Raw genomic sequence first — 25,665 nt, 5'->3', positions numbered from 1 at the left:
GTGTCACGACCTGCCGGCGGGCGCACCGACCCCGGTCGGCCTGCCACGATGGGACCGTGACCAGCTACTCCGCCGTGGGGGCGACCTGCGCCGCGGAGGAGACGTGGTCGCGCAGGCCGGCGGGGTTCCGCGCACTGGAGCGCTCAGTCCGCATCGGGCGCGGGGACGAGTGCTGGCGGCTGGCCACGGTGGCGGTCGTGCACTGGGGCGTGAAGACGCGGAGTGGCTTCGACGTCCGGCCCGTCTCCGGCACCGACCTCCGGGTCGGAGAGGGACAGGACTTCACGCTGGTGGCCCGCATCGGCCCCCTCCGGGTACGCGAGCCGGTGCGGGTCGTCGCGGTGGTCGAACGCCCTGACCGGTGCGGGTTCGCCTACGGCACCCTGCCCGGCCACCCGGTCACCGGCGAGGAGGCCTTCGTCGTCCACCGGGACGCCGACGGCAGCGTCTGGCTCACCCTCCGGTCACTGACCCGCCCTGGTCGGGGCCTCTGGCGCCTGGTCTTCCCGGCCGCCCTCGTCGCCCAGCGCTGGTACCGCAGGCGCTACGCGCGTGCCCTCCTCGGCGATGGCGGCGGCCCCGGACGGCCCGCCGTGGGGGACTGACCGCCCGCGTCACCGCTCGTCGTGGCCGGCCGCGACCGGACCCGTCTCCGGCCGGTCCGCGCCGGCGCCGGCCCCGAGCAGGCCGGCACCGGCGCCGGGTCACCGAGGGCGTCCGGTCACGGGGTCAGCACCAGGCGGCCGCGGACCCCGCCCTCGGCCAGCCGGGCGTGCGCGGCCGCGGCTCCGCCGAAGGGGAGCACCTCGGCGACCGACGTGTGCAGCCGCCCCTCCTCCAGCGCCCGCGCCAGCCGCGCCAGCCGCTCGCCGTCACCGCGCACGCTGACCTTGGCCGTGCGCACCCCACGCTCGCCGGCCGGCGTGGCCGGGTCGAGCACCGACACGAACGCCCCCGCGTCGCGCACCGCCCCCACCAGCGACGGGCCCACCACCGCCGCGTCCAGCACGCCGTCCACGCCGGCCGGCCGCAGCCGCCGCAGCGCACCGGTGAGGTCCTCGCTCCAGGGCAGGTGCACCGCGGCGCCCCGCGCCGTCACCAGATCCGCGTCGGCCGCTCCGGCCACGGCGACCACCTCCAGGCCACGCGCGGCCGCCAGCGACACGGCGAAGCCGCCCACGCCACCGGCGGCACCGGTCACCAGCACGGTGGCTCCGGCCGGCAGGTCCAGCAGGTCCAGCGCCTGGTCCGCGGTCTGCGCGTTGAGCGGCAGGGTCGCGGCCACCTCCGGCGCCACACCCCGCGGCGCGGCGGCCAGGACGTCCGCCCCCAGGACGACGGCCTCGGCCTGCGTGCCGACGCCCGCGTCGAACCAGTCCGACATGCCCACCACCTCGTCACCGACCGACCAGCCGGTGACGCCGGCACCGACGGCGTCCAGCGTCCCGGCGACGTCCCACCCGAGCACCAGCGGCCGGGACGCACCGGCCGGCACCCACGAGGCCAGCGCCCCGGACCGGGTCGCCAGGTCCACCGGGTTCACCGCCGCGGCCCGGACCCGGACCCGCACCTGGCCCGCCGACGGCGTCGGCTCGGGCACCTCTCCCACCCGGAGCACCTCCGGGTCGCCGTACTCCTCCACCACCACGGCACGCATGGCCACCTCCCCGGTCGGCGGCAGGCCCCTCCCGCCGTCGCCCGGGGGAGCAGCCCGGCGGGCATACTGCTTCCTGTCGGAGAGCAGGCACCTGAAAGTGCGTTGGTACCGCGGAGGAGACCATGACCACCCGCACCGCCGCCCAGCACCGCGCCGAGGCGAAGGAGGCCTACGACGCGTTCCTCGCGTCCTGCCCGGCCCGCCACGTGCTGTCGGTGCTCAGCGACAAGTGGGTCGGCCTGGTCGTCTCGGCCCTCGGTGAGCGGCCGAAGCGCTACAGCGAGCTGCGCCGCGAGATCGCCGGGGTGAGCCAGAAGATGCTCACTCAGACCCTGCGCAGCCTCGAGCGGGAGGGGCTGGTGCAGCGCACGGTGACCGCCGAGGTGCCGGTGCGCGTCGACTACCGGCTCACCGACCTCGGCGGCAGCCTGCTGCCGGTGCTGCAGGCCCTGAAGACCTGGTCGGAGCAGCACGTCGACGCCATGGCCGCGGCCCGCGAGCGCTACGACAGCGCCCCGGACGGCGCGGCGCCGGACGTGCCGCGACCGGGGTCCGTGCCGGCGCGGTGACACCGGCGCCGTCCGCCGGCAGCCACCCGCGGTGGTGACCCCAATCACGGTGAGCTAGGAAGGGAGTCCCCACAGCTTGGAGATCCCTGTGCAGCGACGATGCTGGCCTCGGGCGACCTCGTCGGTCCTCGGCGTCCTGGCCATGACGGCCACCCTCACCATCACCGCGACCCCGGCAGCAGCCGGGTCACCGAACGCCCAGCCGGTCTCGGTGTTCCCGTCGAACGACCTGACCGTCCGCGACCCGGCCCAGCTGACCGGGCGCCGGGTCGCGCTGCCCACCGGCGACTGCGGGCAGCCGGTGCGCTGCGGCCTGGTGCGCGAGCTCAACGAGCTCGACGGCTTCGACCTCGACCCGCGGATCGCCATCCGCTTCGACCGGGCGGTGGACCCGGCCGCGGCCGCGCAGCGCGTCCGGGTCGAGGCGGTCGACGGCGGGTGGCACACCGGTGTCGACCGGGTCGTCTGGGACCCGGCCACGAAGACCCTCTACGCGCACCCCGCCGAGCAGCTGGCGCCGGGCACGACCTACCGGATCTCCGTGGACGCCGGCCGCAAGGGCAGGGGCGCCCAGGAGACGTTCACGACGATGAGTGCCACCGACGGCCTGCTCGACCTGCGCCGGCAGATCGACAGCGGCGAGGCCGCCACGGTCGCCGGGATCGTCGACGGCGGCCTGCGGGTCGAGGGCGTGTTCCCGGTGGGCGGCACGGTCCTCAGCTGGGCCCGGGACGAGGGCGTGACCGACCCGGCACCGGCTCCGCAGCCGCTGGTCCAGCTGCCACCGACCAGCCGGCTGGCCTTCGGCTCCTTCGCGGCACCGTCCTGGTTGGGCGAGGACGTCACGATCGAGCAGACCCCCACCGGGGACGCCGGCCCGAAGCCCGTCGGCGCCGAGCAGCTGCCGTTCCTCGCCGTCCTCCCGCCCGGCCCGGCGCCGGACGGTGGCTGGCCGGTCGCCGTCTACGGGCACGGCTTCACCCGCTCCACCGCCGACGTCCTGCTCGCGGCGGCCACCAACGCCCTCAGCGGGATCGCCACCGTCGCCACCAACGTCGTCGGGCACGGCACGGGCCCGGACAGCCGGTGGCTGGTCACCAGCACCGCTGGCAGCGCGGAACTGCCCACCTACGGCCGCGGGGTCGAGCAGAACGGCGACGGCACCATCGGCACCACCGAGGGCTCCTCGGCGACCGGCGACGCCGCCCCGGCCACGTCCCGCGACGCGCTGCGGCAGACCGCCGCGGACGTCATGACGCTGGTGCGTGCGGTCGGCGGCACCGACGTCGACGCCGACGGGTCGGCCGACCTGTCCGGCGAGGACGTCACCTACTTCGGGCAGAGCTTCGGCGGCATCTACGGCACCATGCTCACCGGCGCCGACCCCACCGTCGCCCGCTCGGTGCTCAACGTGCCCGGCGGCCCCATCAGCGAGATCGCTCGGCTGTCGCCGGCCTTCCGGCCGGGGACGGAGGCCGCCCTGGCGGCCGCCGGGCTGCTCAACAGCGACGACCCGACCCGCAACCGGTTCCAGGAGCAGATGCCGCTGCGCGGGGAGGGCCCGGTGACGGTCACCGTGCCGGGCGCGGTGGAGATCCAGGAGTACCTGTCGCGGGCCACCTGGCTGTCCCGCGCCGGCAGCCCGGAGACCTTCGCCCCGCTCATCGAGCCGGAGCGGGTGGTGTTCCAGGTGGCGTTCGGGGACCAGACGGTGCCCAACCCGACGTCCTACACGGTCGTCGACGCCGGGGACCTGTGGTCGCGCACGAGCCTCTACCGCAACGACCGCACGCCGCAGGCGGGCCTCAACCCGCACGGCTTCCTGCTCGACCCCCGGTTCTCCCCCGGGACGCAGCAGGCCCAGCAGCAGGTGGCCGAGTTCCTCGGCGACGGGGAGGTCGTGGACCCGGACGGCCCGCTGCCGGTGTGGGAGGTGCCGATCAGCGACCCGGCGCTGCTGCTGCCGCTGAACTACCCCTCCCCCGCGACGCGGCCCTGACGGCGGCGCCGGCCGGGCCCGGGACCCGCGCGTCCCCGGGCCCGGCCGGCCACTGCCGGGCTCAGCAGGCCAGCAGCCGGCCGGTCGCGGCCACCGCCGCCTCCTCCAGGTCCGCCCAGGTGGCGCCCTCGGCGAGCTGGGCGGTCACCAGGTCGGCGGCCAGCAGCGCCAGCACGGCCTCGGCCCGGTAGCGGGCGTCCGGCGCGCCCCCGGCCAGCGCGGCCAGGTGGGCCCGCCACAGCCGGTAGCTGCCGATGCGGTAGCGGGCCCCGGGCGAGGCCGTCTCCGACAGCCGCACCACCGGCAACGCCCGGCGCAGGTGGGCCAGGTAGGCGCGCACGAAGGCCTCGGCGCGCTCGGCCGCCGGAGCCCCCGGGCCCAGCGGTGGGGGGCCGCTGAGCATCAGCTCCTGCAGCGCCCGCTCCCGCTCGTCCAGCAGCGCCGCGGCCAGGCCCGACCGGTCACCGAACCGTCGGAACACCGTGCCCTTGCCGACGCCGGCCGCGCGGGCGATGGCGTCCATGGACACCGCGTCCACCCCGTGCTCGCGGAACAGCCGCTCGGCCGCGTCCAGCACCCGCCGGCGGTTGCGCGCCGCGTCCGCCCGCTCCCGCGGGGGCTCGGGCAGCAGCTCCCTTGACGAAGCGGACCGCGGTCCGCTAACTTGGGCCGGCATGAAGCGGACTTTAGTCCGTTACACCGACACAGGAGGTGCACCCGTGGTCGCCACCATCACCCGACAGCAGCTGCAGGAGGAGATGGCCGCAGGGTCGGTCGTCGTCCTCGACGCCCTCGGCGGCTCCTACTACGAGCAGCAGCACCTGCCCGGTGCGCTGCCCCTGGTGGAGGACGAGGTCGAGGCCGAGGCTCCCCGCCTGGTCCCGGACCGCAGCACGCCGATCGTCACGTACTGCTCCAACCCCGCGTGCGCCAACTCCACGCGGGTCGCGCAGCGCCTGGAGCAGCTGGGCTACACCGACGTCCGCAAGTACGCCGAGGGCATCGCCGACTGGGTCGAGGCGGGCCTGCCGGTGGAGACGGGCCGGGCGGTGCACGCCTGACCGCAGCGCTGTTCCACGTGGATCAGAAGACTGCGCAGGGGCCCGGAACCGTGTCGGTCCCGGGCCCCTGTCGTGGTGCGCGGCCTCCCTGCAGGGTCCCGCCGCGAGCTCGCGAGCGGTGGAGGGCAGGGAGGTCCTCCCTCAGGCCTGGGCGGCGGCCGCGGCCCGGGTCAGGCGGACACCGGCGGTCAGCTTGCGCTGCAGCGTGCGGCGCACCTTGGGGCTGCCCGTGGTCATCTTGTAGAGGACGGCGAGCTGCTGGGGCAGGTTGCGCCGGTTGGTCAGCTCCAGCCAGCCGTTCGGCAGCGACAGTCGGATGATCTTGTGCCAGGCGGAGCCGACCTGTTGGGGCAGCGGCGCGGTGTGGTAGTTCAGCCCGTAGCGGTCGAACAGGTCGCGGATCTTCGGGGCGATCTCGGCGTACCGGTTGCTCGGCAGGTCCGGGAACAGGTGGTGCTCGATCTGGTGGGACAGGTTCCCGGTCATGACGTGCATGGCCTTCGACCCGGAGATGTTGGCCGAGCCGAGCATCTGGCGCAGGTACCACTCGCCACGCGTCTCGCCCTCGATCGACTTCTTCTCGAACGTCTCGACGCCCTCGGGGAAATGCCCGCAGAGGATGACGGAGTTCGTCCACAGGTTGCGCGCCAGGTTCGCGGTGAAGTTGGCGGCGAGCGTGGCCAGGAAGTTGGGGCCGGACAGCAGCGGGTGGATGACGTAGTCCTTGCGCACCTGGGCGCCGATCTTGCCCATCACCGCCTTGAGGCGGGCGCGGAACTCCGGGTCCCCGGTCTGCTTCTTGGCGATGACCGCGCCGAGCTCCAGGTCGTAGGCAGCGATGCCGTACTCGAAGAAGCAGGCGTTGATGAAGCTCCACAGCGGCTGGCCGAGGTGGAACGGCTGCCACGGCTGGTCCTCGTCGACGCGCATGATGCCGTAGCCGAGGTCGTTGTCCTTGCCGATCACGTTGGTGTACGTGTGGTGCAGCTCGTTGTGCGAGTGCTTCCACTGGTCGGCCGGGCTGACGATGTCCCACTCCCACGTCGTGGAGTGGATCTTCGGGTCGCGCATCCAGTCCCACTGGCCGTGCAGGATGTTGTGCCCGATCTCCATGTTCTCGAGGATCTTGGCCACCGTGAGGCCGACCGTGCCGAGGACCCACGCCGGCGGGAAGCCGGAGGCGAGCAGCACCGCGCGGCTGCCCAGCTCGAGCTTGCGGTGCACGTCGATGACCTTGCGGATGTAGCGGGCATCGCTCTCGCCACGTGTGTCGATGACGCTCTGCCGGATGTCGTCGAGCTCCTTGCCGATGAGCTCGATGTCCTCGGCGGTGAGGTGCTCGATCGGGTTGTCGGTCTTCTTCTGCAGCACGGTCATGCGGGTACTCCTCCGGCTCGGGGTCAGTGGTCGATGTCGCAGGCGCCGGCGGCGGCGCTGATGCAGGTCTGGACGAGGACGCCGTCGCCGGGGGCGGCGGTGGTGACCTCGCCGGTGCGCAGGTCGCGGACGGCGCCCTCGCGCAGCGGCAGGACGCAGCCGAAGCAGATGCCCATCCGGCAGCCGCTGGGCATGAGGACGCCGGCGGACTCGGCGGCGTCGAGGATCGGGGTGGCGCCGTCGGCCTCGACGGCCGCGCCGTTCCGGGTGAAGGTGACCGTGCCGCCCTCGCCGGGGACCAGGACCGTGGCGCGGAAGCGCTCGGTGAACAGCCGGTCGGCGATGCCGGCGGCGCTCCAGTGCTCCTCCAGGGCCTCGAGCATGGCCACCGGCCCGCAGGCCCAGGTGGCGCGCTCGGCCAGGTCGGGCACCAGCGCGGCGATCGCGGCGGCGTCCAGCAGCCCGGCGGTGTCGGTGTGCTGCTCGACCAGCCGGATCCGGCCGGCGGCGGCCAGCTCGCGCAGGTCCGCGCCGAACACGACGTCGTCCGCGGTGGGCGCGGAGTGCACGACGACGACGTCGCGGAGCTCGGAGTGGTTGCGCAGGATGCCGATGACCGGGGTGATGCCCGAGCCGGCGGTGACGAACAGGACCTTCTCCGGTGCCTGCGCCGGGAGCACGAACTCCCCGGTGGCCTGGTCCAGGTGCACCAGCGTGCCCGGCTGCGTCCGGTGCACCAGGTGGTTGCTGACCTTGCCCCCCGGGATGGCCTTGACGGTGATGCTGATGCAGCCGTCACGCCGGTCCAGGTGCGAGGTCAGCGAGTAGGCGCGCCACATGCGGATGCCGTCGACGTCGATGCCGATGCGCACCCACTGGCCGGGGACGTGCCGCTGCCAGTCCGCACCCGGGCGGATCACCAGGGTGGCGGCGTCCCGGGTCTCCCGCCGCACCTCGACGACGCGGCCGCGCAGGTCGGCGCCGGCACGCAGCGGGCTGACCATGTCCAGGTAGTCGGCGGGCAGCAGCGGCGTGGTGGCCAGCTCGGCCAGGCGCAGCACGCGGTCGCGCAGGCCGCCCAGGGCCGACCGGGCCGGCGAAGGGCGCGGGACGGTCGCGGTCATGCCCCTGATGGTTCCCAGCCGAACGTGCAATCACCTGTGCCCTGGGCGTGAACCTGCGGCCGGATACTGTTCGGTCCGAACAACGGGGCCGTGCCGACGGGAGGCGTGCCGATGGCGCCGCAGCAGGACACCTTCCCGCCGGAGGTCGCCGCCGCGATGCAGGGCCAGTTGCCGGCGGTCGCCGAGCGCACCGTCGCCGCGATCGTGGTCGAGGTCCCCAGCTACACCGAGGCCTTCAGCGGTGTCATGGGCCGCAAGATCGAGAACGCCGTCCAGCTGGCGCTGGCCGCCTTCCTGGAGCTGGCGGCGACCAGCGGCGGCACCGCCCCGAGCCGGCCCATCGGCCCGGCCCTCGAGGGCGCGTACGCGCTCGGTCGCGGGGAGGCCCGGTCCGGACGGACCATGGACGCGCTGCTCGCCGCCTACCGGGTGGGCGCGCGCGTCGCGTGGCGGCACATGAGCGAGACGGCCGTCGCGGCCGGCATGCCCGCCGGCTCGCTGGCCCGCTTCGCCGAGCTGGTGTTCGCCTACATCGACCAGCTGTCGGCGGCCAGCGCCTCCGGGCACGCCGACCAGCTGGACACCAGCGGCCGGCAGCGCCGCCGGCACCTGGAGCGGCTGGCCGAGCTGCTGCTCACCGGTGCGCCCCCCTACGACCTCGGCACCGCCGCCGAGCGTGCGGACTGGACGCCGCCGCGGACCCTGACCGCCGTGCTGGTGCCCGAGGCCCGGGTGCGGGGCGCGCTCGGCGTGCTCGACGTGCGCACCCTGCAGGCCGGTGAGGACGCGCCGGGTGCGGAGTCCGGCGGCGAGCGCGCGGTGCTGCTCGTGCCGGACGCCGACGGGTACGCCCGCGGCCAGCTGGTCCGTGCGCTGACCGGGCGGGAGGCCGTCGTCGGCCCGGCCCGGCCGTGGCAGCAGGCCCGGTCGTCCTACTCGCGGGCGTTGCGGGCGGTGCAGCTGGACCTGCGCCCGGACGGCGACCTGCCGGTGGACACCGAGCTGCGGCTGGCCGACCTGGTGCTGCGGGCCGACGGCGAGGCGCTGGCCGACCTGCGCGCCCAGGTGCTGGGTCCGCTGGACGAGCTGGGCCCCGGCCCGCGGGAGAAGCTCGTGGAGACGCTGCGCGCCTGGCTGCTGCACCACGGGCGGCGGGAGCGGGTCGCCGCCGAGCTGTTCGTGCACCCGCAGACCGTCCGCTACCGCATGGGCCAGCTGCGCGAGCTCTACGGCACCCGACTGGAGGACCCGCGGTCGGTGCTGGAGCTCACCCTGGCCCTCGGCGTCCCGGAGGCCTGACCGCGGGCGGTCCCGGCCCTACGCTCGGCGTCGTGCCGGAGGACCTGCGCGGACGAGGTGTGGACCTGCTGGCGCAGGTGTGGCCGCTGCTGACCGGCACCGACGGACCACCGCCGCAGCTGCGGGTCACCGGCGCGACCGGCCTGGCGTCCCCGCTGCCGGTACCCGACCTCGCGGTCGGCTCCGTCGCCGCCCAGCTCGCCGCCGCACGGGTGCTGCGCGAGGACGGCGGCCCGCTGGACGTGGACGCCGCCCACGTCGGGCTCGCCTTCCGCAGCGAGCGGTACGCCGCGGTGGACGGCACGCCGGCCGGGCTGCGCCTGCACCCGCTGTCCCGCTTCTGCCGCACCGCGGACGGCTGGGTCCGTCTGCACGCCAACTACCCCCACCACCGGGCCGCGGTGCACCGGGTGCTGGGCCAGGACGTCGAGGCGGCGGCGCTGGACCGGACGGCCGGAGAGCTGGCCGACGCCGTGGTCGCGGCCGGGGGCGCGGCGGCCGCCGTCCGCCCGGCCGTGGCGTGGGCGGCCAGCCCGCAGGGACGGGCCGCCGCGTCCGCACCGCTGGTCGCGCTGCGCCGCACGGCCGACGGCCCGCCTCGCGCGGTCCTGGTCGAGGGGGTGCGGGTGCTCGACCTGACCCGGGTGATCGCCGGTCCGGTGGCCACCCGCACGCTGGCCTCGCACGGCGCCGACGTCCTGCGGCTGGACGGACCCGCGCTGCCCGAGGACCCGGCCGCCCTCGTCGACACCGGCCCGGGCAAGCGGCACGCGGTGCTCGACCTGGCGTCGGCGGCCGGCCGCCGGACCGTCGAGGAGCTGCTCGGCGCGGCCGACGTCGTCGTGCAGGGCTACCGGCCCGGCGCGCTGGCCCGGTTCGGGCTCGACCCGGCGTCCCTCGCCGAGCGGCACCCGCACCTGGTGGTGGTCAGCCTCTCGGCGTGGGGGACGACCGGGCCGTGGGCGGACCGCCGCGGCTTCGACTCGCTGGTGCAGGCCGCCTGCGGCATCGCCCTGGAGTGCGGGACGGCCGAGGCGCCCGGCGTGCTGCCCGCCCAGGCGCTGGACCACGCCACCGGCCACCTCGCCGCGGCGGCGGTGTTGGCGGGGCTCGCCCGGCGACGGGTCGAGGGCGGCGGGTGGCACGGGGAGCTGTCGCTCGCGCGGACGGCGGCCTGGCTGCTCGCCGCCCCCCGCCGCGCCGAGCCGGTCGGCGAGCCGGCCGACCCGGCGCCGTACCTGCTGACGCTCCCGTCGACGGACGGCGAGGTGACGGTGCTCGCCCCGCCGGGGTCGCCGCGGTGGTCCGCGCCGGCCCGGTTCCTCGCCGCCACCGAGCGCCCGGCCTGGCGCGACCGGGGGTAGCGGCCGCACCCGGGTCAGTCCGGCCGGCGCACCAGGTGGACCCACTCCAGGCCGGGGCGGTCGGGGGCGTCCCGGACCTCCTCGAGCACCAGCTCGGCGGCTGCGAGAGAGTCGGCGATCTCCTCGCGACCGCGGAACCGGAGCGTGGACCGCGAGGTGAGCAGCGCGCCGTCCTCGTGGAAGGCGAAGCTCGACCGGAACGACACGAGGTCGCCCCGGACGTCGGTGACCTCCACCCACGCCTCGACGACCCCGACCCCAGGGACGTCCACCCGGCGCGCCGACCGTTCCCGGGTCCACGTGCGCCAGGCCTGCCGCTCGGGGCGGCGGGTCTCGAAGACGAGGTACCCGCCCGGGCGGAGCGCTGCCCGTGCCGCGGACAGCGTCGCCGCCCACTCCTCGTCGGTGAGGAAGACCTGGGCGACGTTTCCCGTCATGGTGGCCAGGTCGACCTGCAGGGGCGGCAGGGACCGGACGTCCCCGGTCACCCAGCGCACGTGCCGGGCCTGCGGTTTCGCACGTGCGACGTCCAGGGAGGCCGCCGCGGGGTCGACGCCGACCACCTGCACGCCTCGGTCGGCGAGCAGGCACGCGAGGCTGCCGGTCCCGCACCCGACGTCCAGGACGGTGCGTGCGCCCAGTTCCCCGACCAGGGCGACGTAGGAGTCGAGGTCCGACCGCTCGCCCTCGAGGACGTCGTACAGGCGGGCGAGTCTGGGGTCGGCGAAGTGGGCGTCGGGCACGGCGGGACGGGGGCTCAGGCGGGGCGGAGGACGGCGACCAGGAAGTCCGCCTCGGCGGTGAACGGTCGCAGGTCCCAGGTGGACAGCAGCAGGTCCTCCGCCCAGCCGGCCGCGCGGGCGTCGTCCCGGAAGTCGTCGAAGGCGTAGCCGCGGCCGGCCCCGAAGCCGATCACCGCCCGCCCGCCGTCGGCGACGTGGGCACGCAGCCGCGTGAGCACCGCCGCCCGGGTGGACGGCGCCACGAAGGCCATCACGTTGCCGGCGGACACGATGACGTCGAAGGGACCCGCGACGCCGCGGGCGGGCAGGTCGAGCTCGGCCAGGTCCCCGACCAGCCACCGCGGGCCCGGGTGGTCCTCCTCCGCGGCGGCGACGAGCACCGGGTCCACGTCCACCCCGACGACGTCGTGACCGGCGCGGGCCAGCCAGCCGCCGGTGCGCCCCGGGCCGCAGCCGGCGTCCAGCACCCGCGAGCCGCGGGGCAGCATCGCGTCGACCATGCGCGCCTCGCCGGCCAGGTCGAAGCCCTGGGCGGCCAGGTCGCGGAACCGCTGCACGTAGGCGGCCGAGTGGCCCGGGTCCTGCTCGGTGATCCGCACCCACGCGCTCTGCTCGACCATGGCGCCCATCCTCACCCGCACGCTGCGAGCGCGAGGGACCGGCGTCCGCGAGCGCCGCCTCGTGGACCGCGAGGCCGCGCGGACCGGCCGGTCGATCTCGGCCCTGATCCTGGCCATCGCGGCCACCGTCGTCCAGCTCGACGGCCGGCTGCTGACCGGCAACGTCCGCCACTCCCCCGTTGTCCGCGGACATGCGCCGGTGCGGCTCGTGCGGATCAGGTGCCGGGCATGCCGGCGGGCCGCCGTCCGGATGGGCAGCGGCTGGGCGGAGGCGGTGCGGTCAGGTGCGCAAGCGGGTGGCGGCGATGAGGATCTCGGTGCCGTCAGGCCGCCAGGTACGCCATCGATCGTCGATGCGTTCGACGCGGTACCCGTGGTGGACCTTGGTGTGGTGGCGTTCGCAGAGCAGTGCGGAGTTCTCCAGGCTCGTCGCGCCGCCCTGCGCCCAGTGCAGCAGGTGGTGCACGTCGCAGAACCAGACGGGAGCCTCGCAGCCGGCGAAGACGCAACCGGCGTCGCGGAGTTCGGCCGCCCGGCGGATGTGCGGCGGGACGATGCGCTGGGTGCGGCCGACGTCGAGGGGGAGGCCGTCGGGGTCGAGCACGATCCGGGTGATGCCGGCGTCGCAGGCCACCCAGCGGGCGCGGGCTGCGGAGATCGTGGCGCCGGTGGAGGTCTGCGCCGCCCCCGGTGCGGTGTGGCTGCCGGAGAGGTCGGACAGCGGCACAGTGACGATGACCTGGGGCTTGGTGCCCCGCAGGACCGGCAGCTGTCCGCCGGTGAGCTGGTTGTCGGCCAGCTGCACGAGTGCGTCACCGGTGCGCTCGGCGCGGGTGCGCTCGTCGCCGGCGCACCGGGACGCGGCCTGGACGGACTCGAGCGCGGTGGCGACCTTCTGCCCGCCGACGGCGTCGAGGTGCCCGCCGATGGTCCACGTCCCGTCGGGGTGCTGGACGAGGGTGACCGCGCGCTCGGAGGTCGGGTCGGGTTCGGTGCCGTCGGGGTCGAGCTTGGCCAGGTACTCGCCGACTGCCTGCTGCAACTGCCGGTGGGTGCCGACGCAGGCCAGCTGCACGAGGGCGCCCTCGATGGCGCCGACGTCGATGCCCTGTGCCCGCGCCAGATCGACGTTGGCGGGCTCGGCGATGACGGCGATGACCTCGACCTGGTCGGGGCCGATCGATCCCTCGGCGAAGGCGTGCGCGGTGGCGGGCAGCGACTCGAGGACGCGCCCGTGGTCCACCAGGTCGCCGGCCCACGCGCCGGAGATCCGGGGGACGCCGCGCAGCCAGGCCCGGACGTTCTTCGCCCCGTCGTGCTCGCTCGCGCCCCGCACGTCGCTGCGGCGGACCACGCGGGTCAGCTGCGCGTGGACGCGGTGGGCGGCGGTGATGAGGTCGCGCGCCTGGTCGAGCAGCTCGGCATCGCTGAACTCGTCGAGGTCGACGGCGGACAGGGCGTCGAGCGCGGAGGCCAGTTCGCCCACTGCCGTCACCTCCTCGATCCATCGAACTCGTGTTCGAGGATACCGGAGGGAGGGACGCCTGCGCAAGGTGAAAGTCCAGCTCAGAGGCTTGTTTCCGTCAAGATTCGGCCTCTGTGATCGGCTGGTCGGCGACTCGGGGAAGTCCTCGTCGAGCTCGACCACGCGGTAGGTGTGTCGGGTCTGGACGCCGGCCCTACCGAGCCCGAGGCCGCCAGTCCGGCGGGTCGGCGGGGTGCAGGGCGGGGTCGTCGGCGGACAGCGTGCGCACCGGTCCGGGCGGGGTGAGCGGGCCCTCGAAGCGGACCGTGACCCGCCCGAGCCCGCGCCCCCACACCCACCCGGCGCCGAGGTCGTCGTGTCGCACGTCCTGGCCCGGCCACCACCGCGCCTCGGCGGTCACCGGCTCCGGCGCCTGCTCGGCCGGTTCGCCCTCGACCGCGTCGTCCGGCGGCGGGTCGTCGTCCACGGCGAACAGGTCCCCCTGGGCGTACAGCGACAGCCCGGAGACGCCGACGCCGAGCAGCCGCAGCCCGCCCTGCGTGCCGGCCTCGGCGAGCAGCCGGTGCGCCACGGCGGCGATCACCCGCGGGTCGTCGGTCGGCTGGGGCAGGGTCTGGGAGCGGGTGAGCGTGGTGAAGTCGTAGCGGCGCAGCTTCAGCGTCACCGTCCGGCCGGAGTAGGCGGCGCTGCGCAGCCGGCTGCCCACCCGCGCGGCCATGCTCTCCACGTGCCGGCCCAGCACGGCACGGTCGGTGAGGTCACGGGCGAAGGTCTCCTCCTGGGAGACCGACTTGGCCTCGCGCTCGGCGACCACCGGCCGGTCGTCCTCGGCGCGGGCCAGCGCGTACAACCCCGTCCCGTGCGCCCGGCCGGCCAGCGCGACCAGGTCCGACAGCGGCTTGGCGGCGAGGTCCGCGACGGTGGCCACGCCCACCTGGCGCAGCCGCTCGGCGGTGGCCGGCCCCACGCCGCCCAGCCGGGTCACCGGCAGCGGGTGCAACACCGCCAGCTCACCGCCCGGGGGGACGACGACCAGGCCGTCGGGCTTGTCGAGGTCCGAGGCGATCTTCGCCATCAGCTTGGACGTCCCGATGCCCACCGAGCCGGTCACCCCGCCGGTGGCCGCCGCGATCCGCTCCTTGAGGCCGCGGGCCAGGGCGGTCACGCCGTCCACCGACAGGTCCGCGACCCCGCCGGCGGCCAGGTCGACGTAGGCCTCGTCGATCGACACCGGCTCCACCAGCGGCGAGAGCTCGCGCAGCAGCTCCATGACCACGTCGGAGGTGCGCCGGTACGCGGCGAACCGGCCGCCGAGGAACGCCGTCCCCGACGGGCAGCGCCGCCGGGCCTCGGCCGTCGACATCGCCGAGCGCGCCCCGTAGGCGCGGGCCTCGTAGGACGCCGTCGCCACCACCCCGCGGCCGCCGGTGCCACCGACGACCACCGGCCGCCCGCGCAGCGAGGGCTTGTCGCGCTGCTCCACCGCGGCGAAGAAGGCGTCGAGGTCCAGGTGCAGGATGCCCGCCTCCCGCCGCACGCCCCACCTCCCCGCCCGTCGTCGCACTCCATGGTCGCCCGTCCTCCGCACGGGTGAGAGCGGACGCCCCGGAGCCGGATCTCGTTGATCACCGGCGCCCCCGCCTGCCAGTGTCGGGCGGACACCGACCGGAGAGGGGCAGCGTGGAGGTGCTCTTCCTCGTCCTCGGGGCGTTCGGCGTCGGCGTCCTGCTGCTGGCCCTGGTCGTCGGCGAGGTCGGTGACCTCGGTGACGCCGACGGTCCGTTCTCCGTCCCGGCGCTGGCCGCGCTGGCCGGCGGGGTGGGCTTCGGCGGTGCGGCCGCCGCCTCCGTGCTGCCCGAGGAGCTGCCGGACGCCGGACGCGCCGCGCTGGCGCTGGCGGCCGGGCTGGTGCTCGCCGTCCCGCTGGCGTGGGCCACGGTCCGGCTCTCCCGCGGGCTGCGCGACATGCCGACGGCCCCCACGCTCACCCGCTCCGACCTGGTCGGCACCCAGGGCGTCGTCGTGTCCGCCGTCCCCGCGCCGGGCTACGGCGAGGTCCGGCTGGTGCTCGCCGGCCAGCAGCTGAAGTTCGCGGCGAGCAGCGACACCCCGTTGCCCGCCGGCACCCCCGTGTACGTCGTCGAGGCGCTCAGCGACACCGCCGTCCACGTCGTCTCGACCGCACCCGACCCCGGAGGCACCATCCAGTGGACCTGACCCTGCTCATCGCGCTGGGCGGCCTCGCCGTCCTGGTGCTCGTGCTCGTGCTGTTCGTGCTGTCCCGGATCAAGGTGGCCGGGCCCAACCAGGCGTTCATCGTCACCGGCCGGCAGGGCCGGGAGGTCACCAGCGCGGCGGGGATCACCTCGCGGGACGCCTCCGGGCAGAAGGTCGTCATGGGCGCCAGCGTGTTCGTGCTGCCGGTGGTGCAGAAGCTGCACACCCTGGACCTGTCCAGCCGGCGCATCCCGGTGGGCATCCGCGGCGCGGTGTCCAAGCAAGGCGTCAAGTGCGACCTGGAGGGCGTGGCCATCGTAAAGGTCGGCGGCACCGAGGACTCCGTGCGCGCCGCCGCGCAGCGCTTCCTCAACCAGCAGGAGGGCATCGACACCTTCACCTCGGAGGTGCTCGCCGGGGCGCTGCGGTCGATCGTGGGCCGGCTGACCATCGAGGAGATCATCCGCGACCGCGCCGCCTTCGCCTCCGCCGTCGCCGAGGAGGCGGAGTCCTCGCTCACCGGGCAGGGGCTGGTGCTGGACACCTTCCAGCTGCAGGACATCCAGGCCGAGGGCAGCTACCTGGCCGACCTGGGCCGCCCGGAGGCCGCCCGGGTGCTCAAGGAGGCGTCGATCGCCGAAGCGCGCGCCCGGCAGGCCGCCGAGCAGGAGCAGCTGCTCGCCGACGAGGCGATCGCGGTGGCCAAGCGGCAGCTGGCGCTGCGGCAGGCCGAGATCACCGCGGAGACCGACGCGGCCACGGCCCGCGCGGCGGCGGCCGGCCCGCTGGCGCAGGCCGCGCAGGACCAGGCCATCCTCGCCGAGCAGGAGAAGGTCGCCGTCCGGACGGCGTCGCTCACCGAGCGGCAGCTGGACACCCAGGTGCGCCGGCCCGCCGACGCCCAGCGGTACAAGGTCGAGCAGGAGGCCGAGGCGCGCAAGAACGCCGCCATCCTGACCGCCGAGGCGCAGCGGCAGGCGACGATCGCCGGTGCGCAGGCCGCCGCCGAGCAGGCCCGGCTGTCCGGTGAGGGCGAGCGGGCGCGGCGGTCGGCGCTGGCCGAGGCCGAGGCGGTCGAGGGCGCCAAGCGCGGCGAGGCCGAGAAGCTGCGCCGGCAGGCGGTCGCGGACGCCGTCGAGCGCGAGGGCACCGCCGAGGCCGCGGCGATCCTCGCCCGTGGTCAGGCCGAGGCCGAGGCGCTGGACGCCCGCTCGGAGGCCTTCGCCAAGTACGGCGAGGCCGCGGTCCTGGAGATGCTGGTCAAGGTGCTGCCGGAGGTCGTGCAGGCCGCGGCCGCCCCGCTGGCGGGCGTGGACAAGATGACCGTCATCTCCGCCGACGGCGCCGGCGCGCTGGGTCGCTCGGTCGCGGCCAACGTCGCCCAGGGGCTGCAGCTGTCCGGCGACCTCACCGGCGTGGACGTCGCCGCCCTGCTGCGCCGCTTCGCCGCGGACGGCGGTGGTGCCACCCGCGTGCCGATCACGACCGACGGGGACGCCCCGCCCCGCCCGTGATCATCGGCATCCGGCGGCTCGACACGCCGGTGTAGGCCCACCACTCGCCGATGATCACGGTGGGTGGCGGTGGGCTCACCGCTCCCAGACGCCGGCGAAGTGGTGCACGGGACCGTGCCCGGAGCCGACGCCCAGGGTGCCGCCCGCCTGCAGCGCCCGCTGCAGGTAGTCCCGCGCCGGGTCGACCAGCCGGGTCCAGTCGTCGGTGCGGTGGCGGGCGGCCAGCGCGGCGAGCGCGGAGGACAGCGTGCACCCGGTGCCGTGCGTCGAGGTGGTGTGCACCCTGGGCCGCCGGGTGACCGTCACGCCGTCGGCGGTGGCCAGCACGTCGACGCTGTCCTCGCCGCCCAGGTGGCCGCCTTTGAGCAGCACCGCCCGCGGGCCGAGCGCCAGCAGCGCGGTGGCCTGGCCGGGCAGCTGGTCGACGTCGGTCGCCGGGTCGACGCCGAGCAGGACGGCGGCCTCGGGCACGTTCGGCGTCACCAGGTCGGCATGGGGCAGCAGCTCGGCGCGGACGGCGTCGACGGCGGTGTCGTCGATGAGCCGGTCGCCGCTGGTCGCCACCATCACCGGGTCGCACACCACCGGCCCGCCCGGGCGGGCGGCCAGCGCCTCCGCGACCGCGTGGACCACGTCGGCGGTGCCGAGCATGCCGAGCTTGGTGGCGTGCACCCCGACGTCGGCGAACAGCGTGGCCAGCTGCTCGGCGACGAAGGCGGCGGGGACGGCGTGCACGCCGGTGACGCCGCGGGTGTTCTGCGCCGTGAGCGCGGTGAGCACCGCGGTGCCGTAGACGCCCAGCGCGCTGAAGGTCTTCAGGTCGGCCTGGATGCCGGCGCCGCCGCTGGGGTCGCTCCCCGCCACGGTCAGCGCCACCGCGACCCCGCTCACCGGGCCGCCCCGATCGACTCGTCCAGCCGGCGGGCCGCCCGCTGCGGGTCCTCCGCCGTGCAGATCGCCGAGACGACGCACACGCCGTCCACCCCGGTGGCGGCCACCTCGCCGGCCCGGTCGGCGTCGATGCCGCCGATCGCGACGGTGGTGAACCCCGCGGCCCGGGCCTCGTCGGCCAGCGCGCGGACGCCGTCCGGGCCGAGCGCGGTGCCGGCGTCGGGCTTGGTCGGCGTCGACCACACCGGGCCGATGCCCACCAGGTCGACGGTGCCGGGCGGCAGGGCGCGGGCGACGTCGAGCTCGGCGACGGAGGAGACGCTGAACCCGAGCAGCCGGTCGGGACCGAGCAGGGCCCGCACCTCGGCGGGGGGCAGGTCGTCCTGGCCGAGGTGCACGCCGTCGGCCCCGGCGAGCAGCGCGACGTCGACCGCGTCGTTGACCCACAGCGCGACGTCGGGCCGGCCGGCCAGCGCGTCCTGCACCGCCCGGGTGAGCGCCAGCAGCTCGCGGCGGGCGGCGGTCTTGTCCCGGACCTGGACGGTGGTGACGCCACCGGCCACGGCCGCGCGGACGACGTCGGCCACCGGGCGGGGGCGGCACAGCGCGGTGTCGGTGACCAGGTAGAGGGTCGGGTCGAACGCCCTGCTCATCGGACGTCGGCCGCGGCCAGCGCGTCGCCGTCCACGGCGTCCAGCGCGTCGAGCCAGGCGGGGGTGAAGGTGCCGGGGCCGCCGGCCACCGCCGCGGCGCGCTCGGCGGCGACGGCGACGTGCGCGTGCGCGGCGACCGCCCCGGTGAGCGGGTCGCCGGTGGCGGCCACGTAGGCGGCGACCAGGGCGCCCAGCGCGCAGCCGGCACCGGTGGTGCGGGTGAGCAGCGCCGAGCCGCCGCCGACGCGGACCGTGCGCCGCCCGTCCGTGACCAGGTCGACCGCGCCGCTGACCGCGACCACCCCGCCGGTGCGGGCGGCGAGCTCGGCGGCGGCCTTCGCGGCGTCCTCGGCGCTGTCGGTGCTGTCCACGCCGCGGCCGCCGGCGCCCGCGCCGGCCAGCGCCATGACCTCCGAGGCGTTGCCGCGGACGACGGTCGGCCGCAGCCCCACCAGCTCGGCGGCCAGTCCGGTGCGGAACGCCAGCCCGCCGACCGCGACCGGGTCGAGCACCCACGGCGTGCCGGCCGTCCCGGCCGCGCGGGCGGCCAGCCGCATGGCCTCGGCGGTGCGGGCGGAGACGGTGCCCACGTTGACCAGCACCGCGGAGGCGACCGCGGCGAAGTCGCCGGCCTCCTCCGGGGCGTCCACCATCGCCGGCGCGGCGCCGACGGCCAGCAGGGCGTTGGCGGTGACGGTCTGCACGACGGTGTTGGTCAGGCAGTGCACCAGGGGGGTGCGGGTGCGCAGCGCCGCGGAGGCGGCCCGCAGGTCGAGGACCGGCATGCCGGTGACATCCCTTCGCCAGTGCGAACTGGAGCAGGTTCGACGGGTGTGCTCTCAGTCCCCGGGAGGGGACACCCCGTGCCGAGCCGAACGTAACACCGGCCGGTCGGCCCGGTAGCGTCCCGGCCCTGACCACGGGAGCCCGCGCCGAGCGGGCTGAGAGGGCGGCTGGGGCCGCCGACCGTCCGAACCTGTCCGGGTCGTGCCGGCGTAGGGAGGCCGTTGCGTGCGTGCTGTCCGTTTCTCCGGGGTGGGACACCCCCTGACCGTCGAGGACGTCGAGTCCCCTCGCCCCGGTCCGGGCGAGGTGCTGCTCGACGTCGCCGCGGCCGGGGTGTGCGGCACCGAGCTGCACTTCCTCGACGGCCTGCTCACCCCGGCCCGCACCCCGATCACCCTGGGCCACGAGGTCGCCGGGGTGGTGGCCGCGCTCGGCGAGGGGGTCGACGGCGTCGCGGTGGGTGACCGGGTCGCCGTCCACTACCTGCACGCCTGCCACCGGTGCCGCTGGTGCCGGGCCGGCGACGACCACCTGTGCGACGCGCCGCTGGGCTTCCTCGCGTTCGCCACCGACGGGGGGTTCGCCGAGCAGGTCGCCGTCCCGGCCTCGTCGGTGGTGCCCGTGCCGGCGGGGGTGGACCTGCCCACCGCGGCCACGCTGTGCTGCAGCGGGACGACGGCGTTGCACGCGGTGTCGGTCGCCGGCGTGCGGCCCGGGTCGGACGCCGTCGTGTACGGCGTCGGCGGGGTCGGGCTGGCGTTGGTGCAGGTGCTGCGGGAGGCCGGCGCGCGGGTGGTCGCGGTGGCCCGGTCGGCACGGCGGCTGGAGCTGGCCCGCGAGCTGGGCGCCGCGGTGACCGTGGACGCGTCGGCCGGGGACGTCGCCGGCGCCGTCCGGGAGGCCACCGGTGGCCGTGGGGCGGACGTCGTGTTCGAGCTGGTCGGCACCCGGGAGACCGGCGCCGCCGCGCTGGCCGCCCTGGGCAAGCGCGGCACGCTGGTCTACGTCGGCTACTCCGCCGAGCGGGTGGAGGTCGACCCGCTGGCGATGGTGGTGCCCGAGCAGCGGATCGTCACCTCCGTCGGCAACCGGCGCGCCGAGCTGGTCGAGGCCCTGGAGCTGGCCGCCCGCGGCCGGCTGGTCACCAGCGTGAGCACGCACCCGCTGGCCGACGCCCCGCGGGTGCTCGAGGACCTGCGCGCCGGCCGCGTCGTGGGCCGCGCGGTGCTCGTGCCCTGACCACCCGTCGCTCCGCCGTCCGCTCGTCCCGGTGGCGGCCCGCGCGGGTCAGCCGTCGGTGAGGGTGGCCGGTGGCAGCCAGTCGGCGTCCAGCAGCTCGGCGACCTCCCGCAGCGCGGAGGTGTCCGCGCCCGCGGTCGAGCCGCTGACCGCCAGCCGCTCCACCATCACCCGGGCCACCTGCTCCTCCACGGTGTCCGCGGCGAAGGCCACCCGCCACGGGGAGACCTGGCCGTCGCGGTGGGTGCGGCCGGTGACCTGGCGGGCCTGGATGCCGGAGAACCGCGGCTGGTGGAACAGTCCGACCCGCGGGGTGGTGGACGCCGTCGCCCCGCCGGGCAGCAGCTCGCCAGCGTGCAGGCTGATCGACGCCGTCACGGTGAACACGCACACCGGCGCCACCCCGGTCTGGAAGCGCAACCGCTCGGCCTCGACGTCGAAGCGGTCGCGCCCGTAGATCGACGCCACCGCGACGCCGGAGTCCTGCAGCGCCTCGCGGATGGGATCGGCGGCCGTCTCCACGAACTCCACCGACACCGCGACCTGGCGCTCGGCCTCCACCTGGGCCCGCACCCAGTCGACGGTGGCCTGCGCGCGGATCAGCCCGGCCTTCTGCCGGAACCGCAGCAGCGCCGCCCGCCCGCGCGCGGTCTGCCGGGCGCGGCGGGCCAGCTGCATCTCCGCCCGGAACTCCTGCCACTCCGACTCGTAGGCGGTCCGCTCGGCCGGGGTGAGTGCGACCGGCGTTCCGGTGACCGACACCGGACCCCACGGCGCCGGGCGGTGCAGCGTGGCGGGCGGGTCCCCGCCGGCCAGCCAGCCCTGCAGCCGGGCCAGGTCCGCGCGGCGGGCGTCGGCGTCCTCGGTCCACGCCCACCCGTACCGCCCACGTTCCACGTGGAACCCGTGCTCGGCGAGCCTCGCGGGCAGGTCCGCCCAGGCGCGCAGCGGGTCGCCGTGCCGCTGGGCGAACTGCGGCGCGAGGTAGGGCAGCTCCAGCGGCGTGTGCGCCGGGGTGGCGGTCGCGGCGACGACGAACGGCACGTCCCTCACCCGGCCGGCGCCGGAGACGGCCCGCCAGTGCTTCCACCGCTGGGTGGTCGTGTGCCGGACCATGTGCGCCTCGTCGGCGATGACGACGTCGAACCGCAGGCCGGCGACCTTGGCCAGCCGGTCCCAGGTGGTGACGCACCAGCGCAGGCCGCCGTCGCCGAAGCCGGCGATCGAGCGGGTCCAGTGCGGGACGGTGATCGCGGCCGGGCGGTCGGCGACGACCAGCACCCGGTCGCCGCCGCGGGCCTCGCAGACCTCACGGGCGGCCAGGACGGCGGTGCCGGTCTTGCCCACGCCGGGGTCGTCGCCGAGCAGGAAGACCCGGTGCCCGGCGGCGGCGGAGGCGACCACGGCCTCCGCGCCGGTGCACTGCTCCTCGCGCGGGACCAGCGGCCGGCCGGGCGGCACCGGGCGGGGGGTGTCGTTGAGCTCGTCCTCGAGGAACCGCTCGAGGGTGTACGGCGGCGGGTCGTAGGCGGCCAGCGCCGGGGGCAGCTCGCGGCCGACCCACACGTGCGCCTGCAGCTCCGCGTGCCACTGCGCGCCCGGCGCCGGGGCGCGGAAGGGCACGGCGAGCACCCACACCCGCTCCCCCGGCCGGGCGACCGGCCGCTCGGCGGCGGGCTGCGCGGTGCGGCGGGCGGGCGCCTTCCGGCGCGAGGTCGTGGTGGTGCCCGTGGAGCGGCTGGTGGTCCGGCGTCGCCGTCCGGGCACGGTCGCGGTGCTCCTCTCCTCCGGCGGTGGCCCGGGGAGCCGGGCCGCCGCAGGGATGGTGCGTCGGCCCGGCGCCGGTCCGGTGGCGCCCCGCCGGACCGTGAGCCGCGTGGCGTCGTGTCCGGCTGTGGTGCGATGACCCGGTGACCGACGCGGAGGAACGGCTGCACGCCCGGACGCTGGGGGACGCCGGGCCGCGGGTGGCGTTCGTGCACGGCCTGTTCGGCCAGGGCCGGAACTGGACGACGATCGCCAAGGGCCTGGCGGGCGACCACCGGGTCACCCTGCTGGACCTGCCCAACCACGGGCACTCGCCGTGGACCGACCGGGTCGACTACGTCGACATGGCCGAGCTGCTGGCCGTGGAGCTGCGTTCGTCCGGGGAGCCGGTCACCCTCGTCGGGCACTCGATGGGCGGCAAGGTGGCCATGCAGCTGGCGCTGCGGCACCCGGAGCTGCTGCGCGCGCTGGTCGTCGTCGACGTCGCCCCGGTGGAGTACCCGGTCTCCGGCGGTCGCACCGGCGACCCCGACGAGGAGGCCTCGCCGTTCGCCGCCTTCATCGCCGCGATGCGCGCCGTGGACCTCGACCGGCTGGAGACCCGCGAGGACGCCGACGCCGCGCTGCGGGACGCCGTCCCCAGCACGATGGTGCGCTCGTTCCTGCTGCAGTCCCTGGTGCGCGACGGGGTGGGCCCCGACGGCGGCTGGCGCTGGCGGCTGAACCTGGCGGTGCTCGAGCGCGACCTCGGTGAGCTGCGCGGCTTCCCCGAGCCGCCGCCGGGCGCCCGCTACGACGGGCCGGTGCTGTGGCTCGCCGGCGCCACCTCCCACTACGTGCTCCCGCAGGACCGCGCGCGCATGGAGGAGCTGTTCCCGAACACCCGGCTGGTGCGGGTGAAGGGCGCCGGCCACTGGGTGCACTCCGAGCAGCCCGAGGTCTTCCTGCAGTCGGTGCGGGCCTTCCTCGACCGCGTCGAGTCCTGAGCCGTGCGCCGGGCCGGGACGTCGCCGTCCCGGCCCGGCGCCGGTCGCTCAGGACCCGGTCAGGCCGCGGCCCGCTGCTCCTGCGGGTCCTCCTCGAGCAGGAACGCCTGCAGCCCGGGCAGGTCGTCGGTGTTGAGGTGGTCGACGTCGGCGGCCACCAGCTCGCCCCACAGCGCGTCGCGCTGCGGTCCGGGCAGGTCCGGCGTGGCCCAGAAGCGCACCCGGTACCCCTCGGCGTGCGCCTCGGCCACGATCTCCCGCAGCCGCGCCCGCTCGGCCTCCGGCATCGGGCCGATGCCCAGCCAGGTGAAGTGCCGGGTCCAGTTGTCGCTGACCAGCGGCACCAGCGTGGCCGGCAGCCCGGACCCGAGGTCGGCCAGCCGGCCGTCGTAGCCGGCGAAGCGGGTGCGCTGCGCGGCCATGGCCGGCAGGTCGCGGTTGCCGCTGATGACCGCGGTGACCGCCCGCTCCTTCTCCCGCCCGTCGGTCCAGCGGGTCATCAGCACCGCGTACTCCCGCAGCTGGGCGTCGATGGCCGCGTAGGTGGCCGCCGCCTCGCTCTTGACGTCGACGAGCAGCTGTAGGGAGCCGTCCCAGCCCGGGTACACCGAACCGCGGTTGGCCGCGACCCGCTCGGCCAGCGGCTGCAGGTACAGCGACTCCAGCGTCACGCCCGGAGAAGCGTCGACGAGGTCGTGGGCGACCCGCAGCTCGCCGTCCACCAGCCACACGTCGGCCTCCACGCTGGTGAAGCCGTGCTCCAGCGCGTCGAGCAGCGGGCGGTCGTGCTCGTAGTCGTTGTGCGCGTGCGCCCGCTCGAGCGGCTGGACGTCGGAGGTGGTGGGCGGGGCGGCGGCCGCCGGTCCCACGGCCGGCGCCAGGGTGGCCGCGACGACACCGAGGAGCAGGGTCAGCACCCTGCCGGGGAGGCTCACCGCCGGCCGCCGGGGACGGCGACGTCGACCCACACCATGCGGTGGTCGGAGCTGGGGAACCCGTTGGTGTACTGCGGGTCGTAGACGCCGGTCAGCCGGGACAGCGGGTCGGCCAGCGGCGGCCAGAACACCCCGGCGCCGGCCACCCGCAGGCCGCGCGAGGGCAGCGCGTAGTCCACCCGCAGGTTGCCCGGGCCGGTCTCGCCGTCGGAGAAGTCGGCGGTGTCGTACGCCGGGTCGCCCTCGTGCGCGAGGTTGGCCCCGCCCTGCAGCGCGGTCGCCTCGACGGCGCCCTCGCTGGCCGGCAGCGGGTCGTGGACGCGCGGGTGCTCGACGATCTGGTCGGCCGCGCCCGGCAGGCCGTTGCCGTCCTCGGCCGGGTCGGCGTTGAGGTCGCCCATGACGACGAAGCGCGCACCCGCCGCCAGCCCGCCGGTCTCCCCGGCGTCGTCGTAGACGTAGTCCGCCGCGCCCGGGGTGACGTAGTCGGCCCAGAAGCGGATCTCGTCGGCGTTGCGGGTGCCGTTGCGGTCCTCCGGCCCGTCGAAGCCCGGCGGGGTGGGGTGGCTGGCCAGCACGTGCACGGTGCGCCCCCCGATCCGGACCGGGACGTCGACGTGGTTCTTGCTGGACAGCCGGAAGACCGCCAGCTCCTCCTCGGAGTACCAGTCGGCGGGCTCCGGGGTGGCCGGGTCGTCGGGCAGCCGGGCACCGGGCATGTCGGCCCAGCGGAAGGTCTGGAAGGTGCGGACGGCGTCGGTGTCGATCGGGTGCTTCGACAGCACCGCGAAGGCGTACTGGCCGGGGAACTCGCCGTAGCCGAACGAGTCGTCGCCGTAGGCCCGACCCGACTCGCCGACCTGGCCGTCGCCGTTGAGGTCGAAGCCGGTGGCCACGCCGGTGTTGGACGGGAAGGCCATCGCGTAGGGGTACTCGATCGGGTCGGCGTCCCCCTGGCCCACGCCGAGGAAGTCCTCCTGGAACCGCTCCAGGGCCACGCCCTCGGCGTCGAAGTCGAACTCGTTGACCAGCAGCACGTCGGGGCGCTGCCGCTGGATGATCTCGGCCACGTTGCGCACCTCGGCGTCCTGGGCCTCGTCGTCGGCGTCGGCCAGGTCGGCGGCCAGCTCGCCCTCGGTGGCGCGGAACATCGACACGTTGAACGACGCGAAGCGCACCGGGTCGGCGGAGCCGCCGCGGTCGTGGGCGGCCGCCGGGGCGGCGGTCAGCAGGGGCAGTGCCAGCGCGCCGGCGAGCAGCAGGCCGGCGGCGGGGGCGGGTCGGGACGGGCTCACGGGGCCTCCGGGGGAGCGGTGGGACGGCGGGCGGTCGCGGGCGACCCTGCGCGCCGGCCGTGAACCCCGGGTGCTGCGCGGCG

The 25,665-nt window shown here is 76.2% G+C and carries 24 protein-coding genes and 2 riboswitches; of the genes, 10 read left to right on the top strand and 14 right to left on the bottom strand.

The window, feature by feature from the left end:
- Window positions 1-56 precede the first annotated feature (56 nt).
- The gene (locus RTG05_RS22105) at window positions 57-605 is read left to right on the top strand and encodes a DUF1990 domain-containing protein (RefSeq protein ID WP_166526901.1); all 549 of its coding nucleotides are present in this window, start codon (window positions 57-59) and stop codon (window positions 603-605) included.
- Window positions 606-721: 116 nt separating this feature from the next.
- On the opposite strand, the gene RTG05_RS22100 is transcribed toward RTG05_RS22105, so the two are convergent.
- A complete protein-coding gene (locus RTG05_RS22100) occupies window positions 722-1,657 on the bottom strand; it encodes an NADP-dependent oxidoreductase (RefSeq protein ID WP_166526900.1) in 936 nt (311 codons plus the stop codon).
- A gap of 122 nt (window positions 1,658-1,779) precedes the next feature.
- On the opposite strand from RTG05_RS22100, the gene RTG05_RS22095 reads away from it, so the two are divergent.
- Together RTG05_RS22095 and RTG05_RS22090 are read left to right on the top strand one after the other, a co-directional pair.
- Window positions 1,780-2,226, top strand: coding sequence for a winged helix-turn-helix transcriptional regulator (locus RTG05_RS22095; RefSeq protein WP_166526899.1), 447 nt, complete (start codon window positions 1,780-1,782; stop codon window positions 2,224-2,226).
- A gap of 142 nt (window positions 2,227-2,368) precedes the next feature.
- Window positions 2,369-4,225: a hypothetical protein gene (locus RTG05_RS22090; RefSeq protein ID WP_166526898.1), complete on the top strand. Its 1,857-nt coding sequence runs from the start codon at window positions 2,369-2,371 to the stop codon at window positions 4,223-4,225.
- 61 nt (window positions 4,226-4,286) lie between these two features.
- Here RTG05_RS22090 and RTG05_RS22085 read toward each other — a convergent pair whose 3' ends face one another.
- Window positions 4,287-4,901, bottom strand: coding sequence for a TetR/AcrR family transcriptional regulator (locus RTG05_RS22085; protein ID WP_166526897.1), 615 nt, complete (start codon window positions 4,899-4,901; stop codon window positions 4,287-4,289).
- 43 nt (window positions 4,902-4,944) lie between these two features.
- On the opposite strand from RTG05_RS22085, the gene RTG05_RS22080 reads away from it, so the two are divergent.
- Window positions 4,945-5,286 carry a rhodanese-like domain-containing protein gene (locus RTG05_RS22080; RefSeq protein ID WP_166526896.1) on the top strand — a complete coding sequence of 114 codons (342 nt, stop codon included), beginning with the start codon at window positions 4,945-4,947 and terminating at the stop codon, window positions 5,284-5,286.
- 141 nt (window positions 5,287-5,427) lie between these two features.
- Here the strand turns inward: RTG05_RS22080 and RTG05_RS22075 are convergent, their stop codons facing one another.
- Window positions 5,428-6,663 carry a fatty acid desaturase family protein gene (locus RTG05_RS22075; RefSeq protein WP_166526895.1) on the bottom strand — a complete coding sequence of 412 codons (1,236 nt, stop codon included), beginning with the start codon at window positions 6,661-6,663 and terminating at the stop codon, window positions 5,428-5,430.
- Window positions 6,664-6,686: 23 nt separating this feature from the next.
- Window positions 6,687-7,787: a ferredoxin reductase gene (locus tag RTG05_RS22070; protein ID WP_166526894.1), complete on the bottom strand. Its 1,101-nt coding sequence runs from the start codon at window positions 7,785-7,787 to the stop codon at window positions 6,687-6,689.
- Window positions 7,788-7,898: 111 nt separating this feature from the next.
- On the opposite strand from RTG05_RS22070, the gene RTG05_RS22065 reads away from it, so the two are divergent.
- The gene (locus tag RTG05_RS22065; protein ID WP_166526893.1) at window positions 7,899-9,086 is read left to right on the top strand and encodes a PucR family transcriptional regulator; all 1,188 of its coding nucleotides are present in this window, start codon (window positions 7,899-7,901) and stop codon (window positions 9,084-9,086) included.
- A gap of 32 nt (window positions 9,087-9,118) precedes the next feature.
- Complete coding sequence (locus RTG05_RS22060; RefSeq protein ID WP_208104716.1) at window positions 9,119-10,450, top strand: CoA transferase; 1,332 nt, start codon at window positions 9,119-9,121, stop codon at window positions 10,448-10,450.
- Window positions 10,451-10,464: 14 nt separating this feature from the next.
- On the opposite strand, the gene RTG05_RS22055 is transcribed toward RTG05_RS22060, so the two are convergent.
- From RTG05_RS22055 to RTG05_RS22040, 4 genes are all read right to left on the bottom strand, one after another.
- The gene (locus RTG05_RS22055) at window positions 10,465-11,193 is read right to left on the bottom strand and encodes a class I SAM-dependent methyltransferase (protein WP_166526892.1); all 729 of its coding nucleotides are present in this window, start codon (window positions 11,191-11,193) and stop codon (window positions 10,465-10,467) included.
- Between the two features lie 14 nt (window positions 11,194-11,207).
- Window positions 11,208-11,813 carry a class I SAM-dependent methyltransferase gene (locus RTG05_RS22050; protein WP_166526891.1) on the bottom strand — a complete coding sequence of 202 codons (606 nt, stop codon included), beginning with the start codon at window positions 11,811-11,813 and terminating at the stop codon, window positions 11,208-11,210.
- 280 nt (window positions 11,814-12,093) lie between these two features.
- A complete protein-coding gene (locus tag RTG05_RS22045) occupies window positions 12,094-13,299 on the bottom strand; it encodes an HNH endonuclease signature motif containing protein (protein WP_166526890.1) in 1,206 nt (401 codons plus the stop codon).
- A 193-nt stretch (window positions 13,300-13,492) separates the two neighbouring features.
- Entirely contained in the window at window positions 13,493-14,836 is a 1,344-nt protein-coding gene (locus RTG05_RS22040; protein WP_166526889.1) for a DNA polymerase IV, read from the bottom strand.
- Window positions 14,837-14,979: 143 nt separating this feature from the next.
- Between RTG05_RS22040 and RTG05_RS22035 the strand changes: the two genes are divergently transcribed.
- Together RTG05_RS22035 and RTG05_RS22030 are read left to right on the top strand one after the other, a co-directional pair.
- Window positions 14,980-15,516 (top strand): NfeD family protein, encoded by a 537-nt coding sequence (locus RTG05_RS22035; RefSeq protein WP_208104715.1) that lies wholly within the window; start codon window positions 14,980-14,982, stop codon window positions 15,514-15,516.
- Window positions 15,507-17,030, top strand: a complete 1,524-nt coding sequence (locus tag RTG05_RS22030; protein WP_315912145.1) for a flotillin family protein — start codon at window positions 15,507-15,509, stop codon at window positions 17,028-17,030. The genes RTG05_RS22035 and RTG05_RS22030 overlap by 10 nt, the downstream gene beginning before the upstream one ends.
- A 75-nt stretch (window positions 17,031-17,105) precedes the next feature.
- Here RTG05_RS22030 and thiD read toward each other — a convergent pair whose 3' ends face one another.
- The 3 genes from thiD to thiM form a co-directional block, all read right to left on the bottom strand.
- Window positions 17,106-17,921: a bifunctional hydroxymethylpyrimidine kinase/phosphomethylpyrimidine kinase gene (gene thiD, locus RTG05_RS22025; protein WP_166526888.1), complete on the bottom strand. Its 816-nt coding sequence runs from the start codon at window positions 17,919-17,921 to the stop codon at window positions 17,106-17,108.
- Complete coding sequence (gene thiE, locus RTG05_RS22020) at window positions 17,918-18,574, bottom strand: thiamine phosphate synthase (RefSeq protein WP_166526887.1); 657 nt, start codon at window positions 18,572-18,574, stop codon at window positions 17,918-17,920. Before thiE ends, thiD begins: the two co-directional genes overlap by 4 nt.
- Entirely contained in the window at window positions 18,571-19,359 is a 789-nt protein-coding gene (gene thiM, locus RTG05_RS22015; RefSeq protein ID WP_166526886.1) for a hydroxyethylthiazole kinase, read from the bottom strand. The genes thiE and thiM overlap by 4 nt, the downstream gene beginning before the upstream one ends.
- A riboswitch (TPP riboswitch) is annotated at window positions 19,353-19,448 on the bottom strand. (Overlaps the previous gene by 7 nt.)
- A 40-nt stretch (window positions 19,449-19,488) precedes the next feature.
- Window positions 19,489-19,583, top strand: a riboswitch (TPP riboswitch).
- 2 nt (window positions 19,584-19,585) lie between these two features.
- Between thiM and RTG05_RS22010 the strand changes: the two genes are divergently transcribed.
- Complete coding sequence (locus RTG05_RS22010) at window positions 19,586-20,599, top strand: alcohol dehydrogenase catalytic domain-containing protein (RefSeq protein ID WP_166526885.1); 1,014 nt, start codon at window positions 19,586-19,588, stop codon at window positions 20,597-20,599.
- A gap of 48 nt (window positions 20,600-20,647) precedes the next feature.
- On the opposite strand, the gene RTG05_RS22005 is transcribed toward RTG05_RS22010, so the two are convergent.
- Complete coding sequence (locus tag RTG05_RS22005) at window positions 20,648-22,366, bottom strand: DEAD/DEAH box helicase (RefSeq protein ID WP_166526884.1); 1,719 nt, start codon at window positions 22,364-22,366, stop codon at window positions 20,648-20,650.
- Between the two features lie 143 nt (window positions 22,367-22,509).
- Between RTG05_RS22005 and RTG05_RS22000 the strand changes: the two genes are divergently transcribed.
- Complete coding sequence (locus RTG05_RS22000) at window positions 22,510-23,352, top strand: alpha/beta fold hydrolase (RefSeq protein ID WP_166526883.1); 843 nt, start codon at window positions 22,510-22,512, stop codon at window positions 23,350-23,352.
- Between the two features lie 59 nt (window positions 23,353-23,411).
- Here RTG05_RS22000 and RTG05_RS21995 read toward each other — a convergent pair whose 3' ends face one another.
- Together RTG05_RS21995 and RTG05_RS21990 are read right to left on the bottom strand one after the other, a co-directional pair.
- Complete coding sequence (locus tag RTG05_RS21995; RefSeq protein WP_166526882.1) at window positions 23,412-24,269, bottom strand: phosphatidylinositol-specific phospholipase C/glycerophosphodiester phosphodiesterase family protein; 858 nt, start codon at window positions 24,267-24,269, stop codon at window positions 23,412-23,414.
- A gap of 14 nt (window positions 24,270-24,283) precedes the next feature.
- Window positions 24,284-25,582: an endonuclease/exonuclease/phosphatase family protein gene (locus RTG05_RS21990; protein WP_166526881.1), complete on the bottom strand. Its 1,299-nt coding sequence runs from the start codon at window positions 25,580-25,582 to the stop codon at window positions 24,284-24,286.
- Between the last annotated feature and the right edge of the window lie 83 nt (window positions 25,583-25,665).

The organism is Geodermatophilus sp. DSM 44513 (assembly GCF_032460525.1).
Taxonomy (GTDB): domain Bacteria; phylum Actinomycetota; class Actinomycetes; order Mycobacteriales; family Geodermatophilaceae; genus Geodermatophilus.
Note: the sequence above shows the minus strand (reverse complement) of the source record. Positions and strands in the feature narration are given on the sequence as shown.

Excerpts from the sequence above, each read along its gene's own strand:
- RTG05_RS22065 (WP_166526893.1), top strand. The coding sequence starts at position 7,899 with ATGGCGCCGCAGCAGGACACCTTCCCGCCGGAGGTCGCCGCCGCGATG.
- RTG05_RS22075 (WP_166526895.1), bottom strand. The coding sequence starts at position 6,663 with ATGACCGTGCTGCAGAAGAAGACCGACAACCCGATCGAGCACCTCACC.
- RTG05_RS22050 (WP_166526891.1), bottom strand. The coding sequence starts at position 11,813 with ATGGTCGAGCAGAGCGCGTGGGTGCGGATCACCGAGCAGGACCCGGGC.
- RTG05_RS22095 (WP_166526899.1), top strand. The coding sequence starts at position 1,780 with ATGACCACCCGCACCGCCGCCCAGCACCGCGCCGAGGCGAAGGAGGCC.
- RTG05_RS22100 (WP_166526900.1), bottom strand. The coding sequence starts at position 1,657 with ATGCGTGCCGTGGTGGTGGAGGAGTACGGCGACCCGGAGGTGCTCCGG.
- RTG05_RS22085 (WP_166526897.1), bottom strand. The coding sequence starts at position 4,901 with ATGCCGGCCCAAGTTAGCGGACCGCGGTCCGCTTCGTCAAGGGAGCTG.
- RTG05_RS22090 (WP_166526898.1), top strand. The coding sequence starts at position 2,369 with ATGACGGCCACCCTCACCATCACCGCGACCCCGGCAGCAGCCGGGTCA.
- thiE (WP_166526887.1), bottom strand. The coding sequence starts at position 18,574 with ATGAGCAGGGCGTTCGACCCGACCCTCTACCTGGTCACCGACACCGCG.
- RTG05_RS22070 (WP_166526894.1), bottom strand. The coding sequence starts at position 7,787 with ATGACCGCGACCGTCCCGCGCCCTTCGCCGGCCCGGTCGGCCCTGGGC.
- thiM (WP_166526886.1), bottom strand. The coding sequence starts at position 19,359 with ATGCCGGTCCTCGACCTGCGGGCCGCCTCCGCGGCGCTGCGCACCCGC.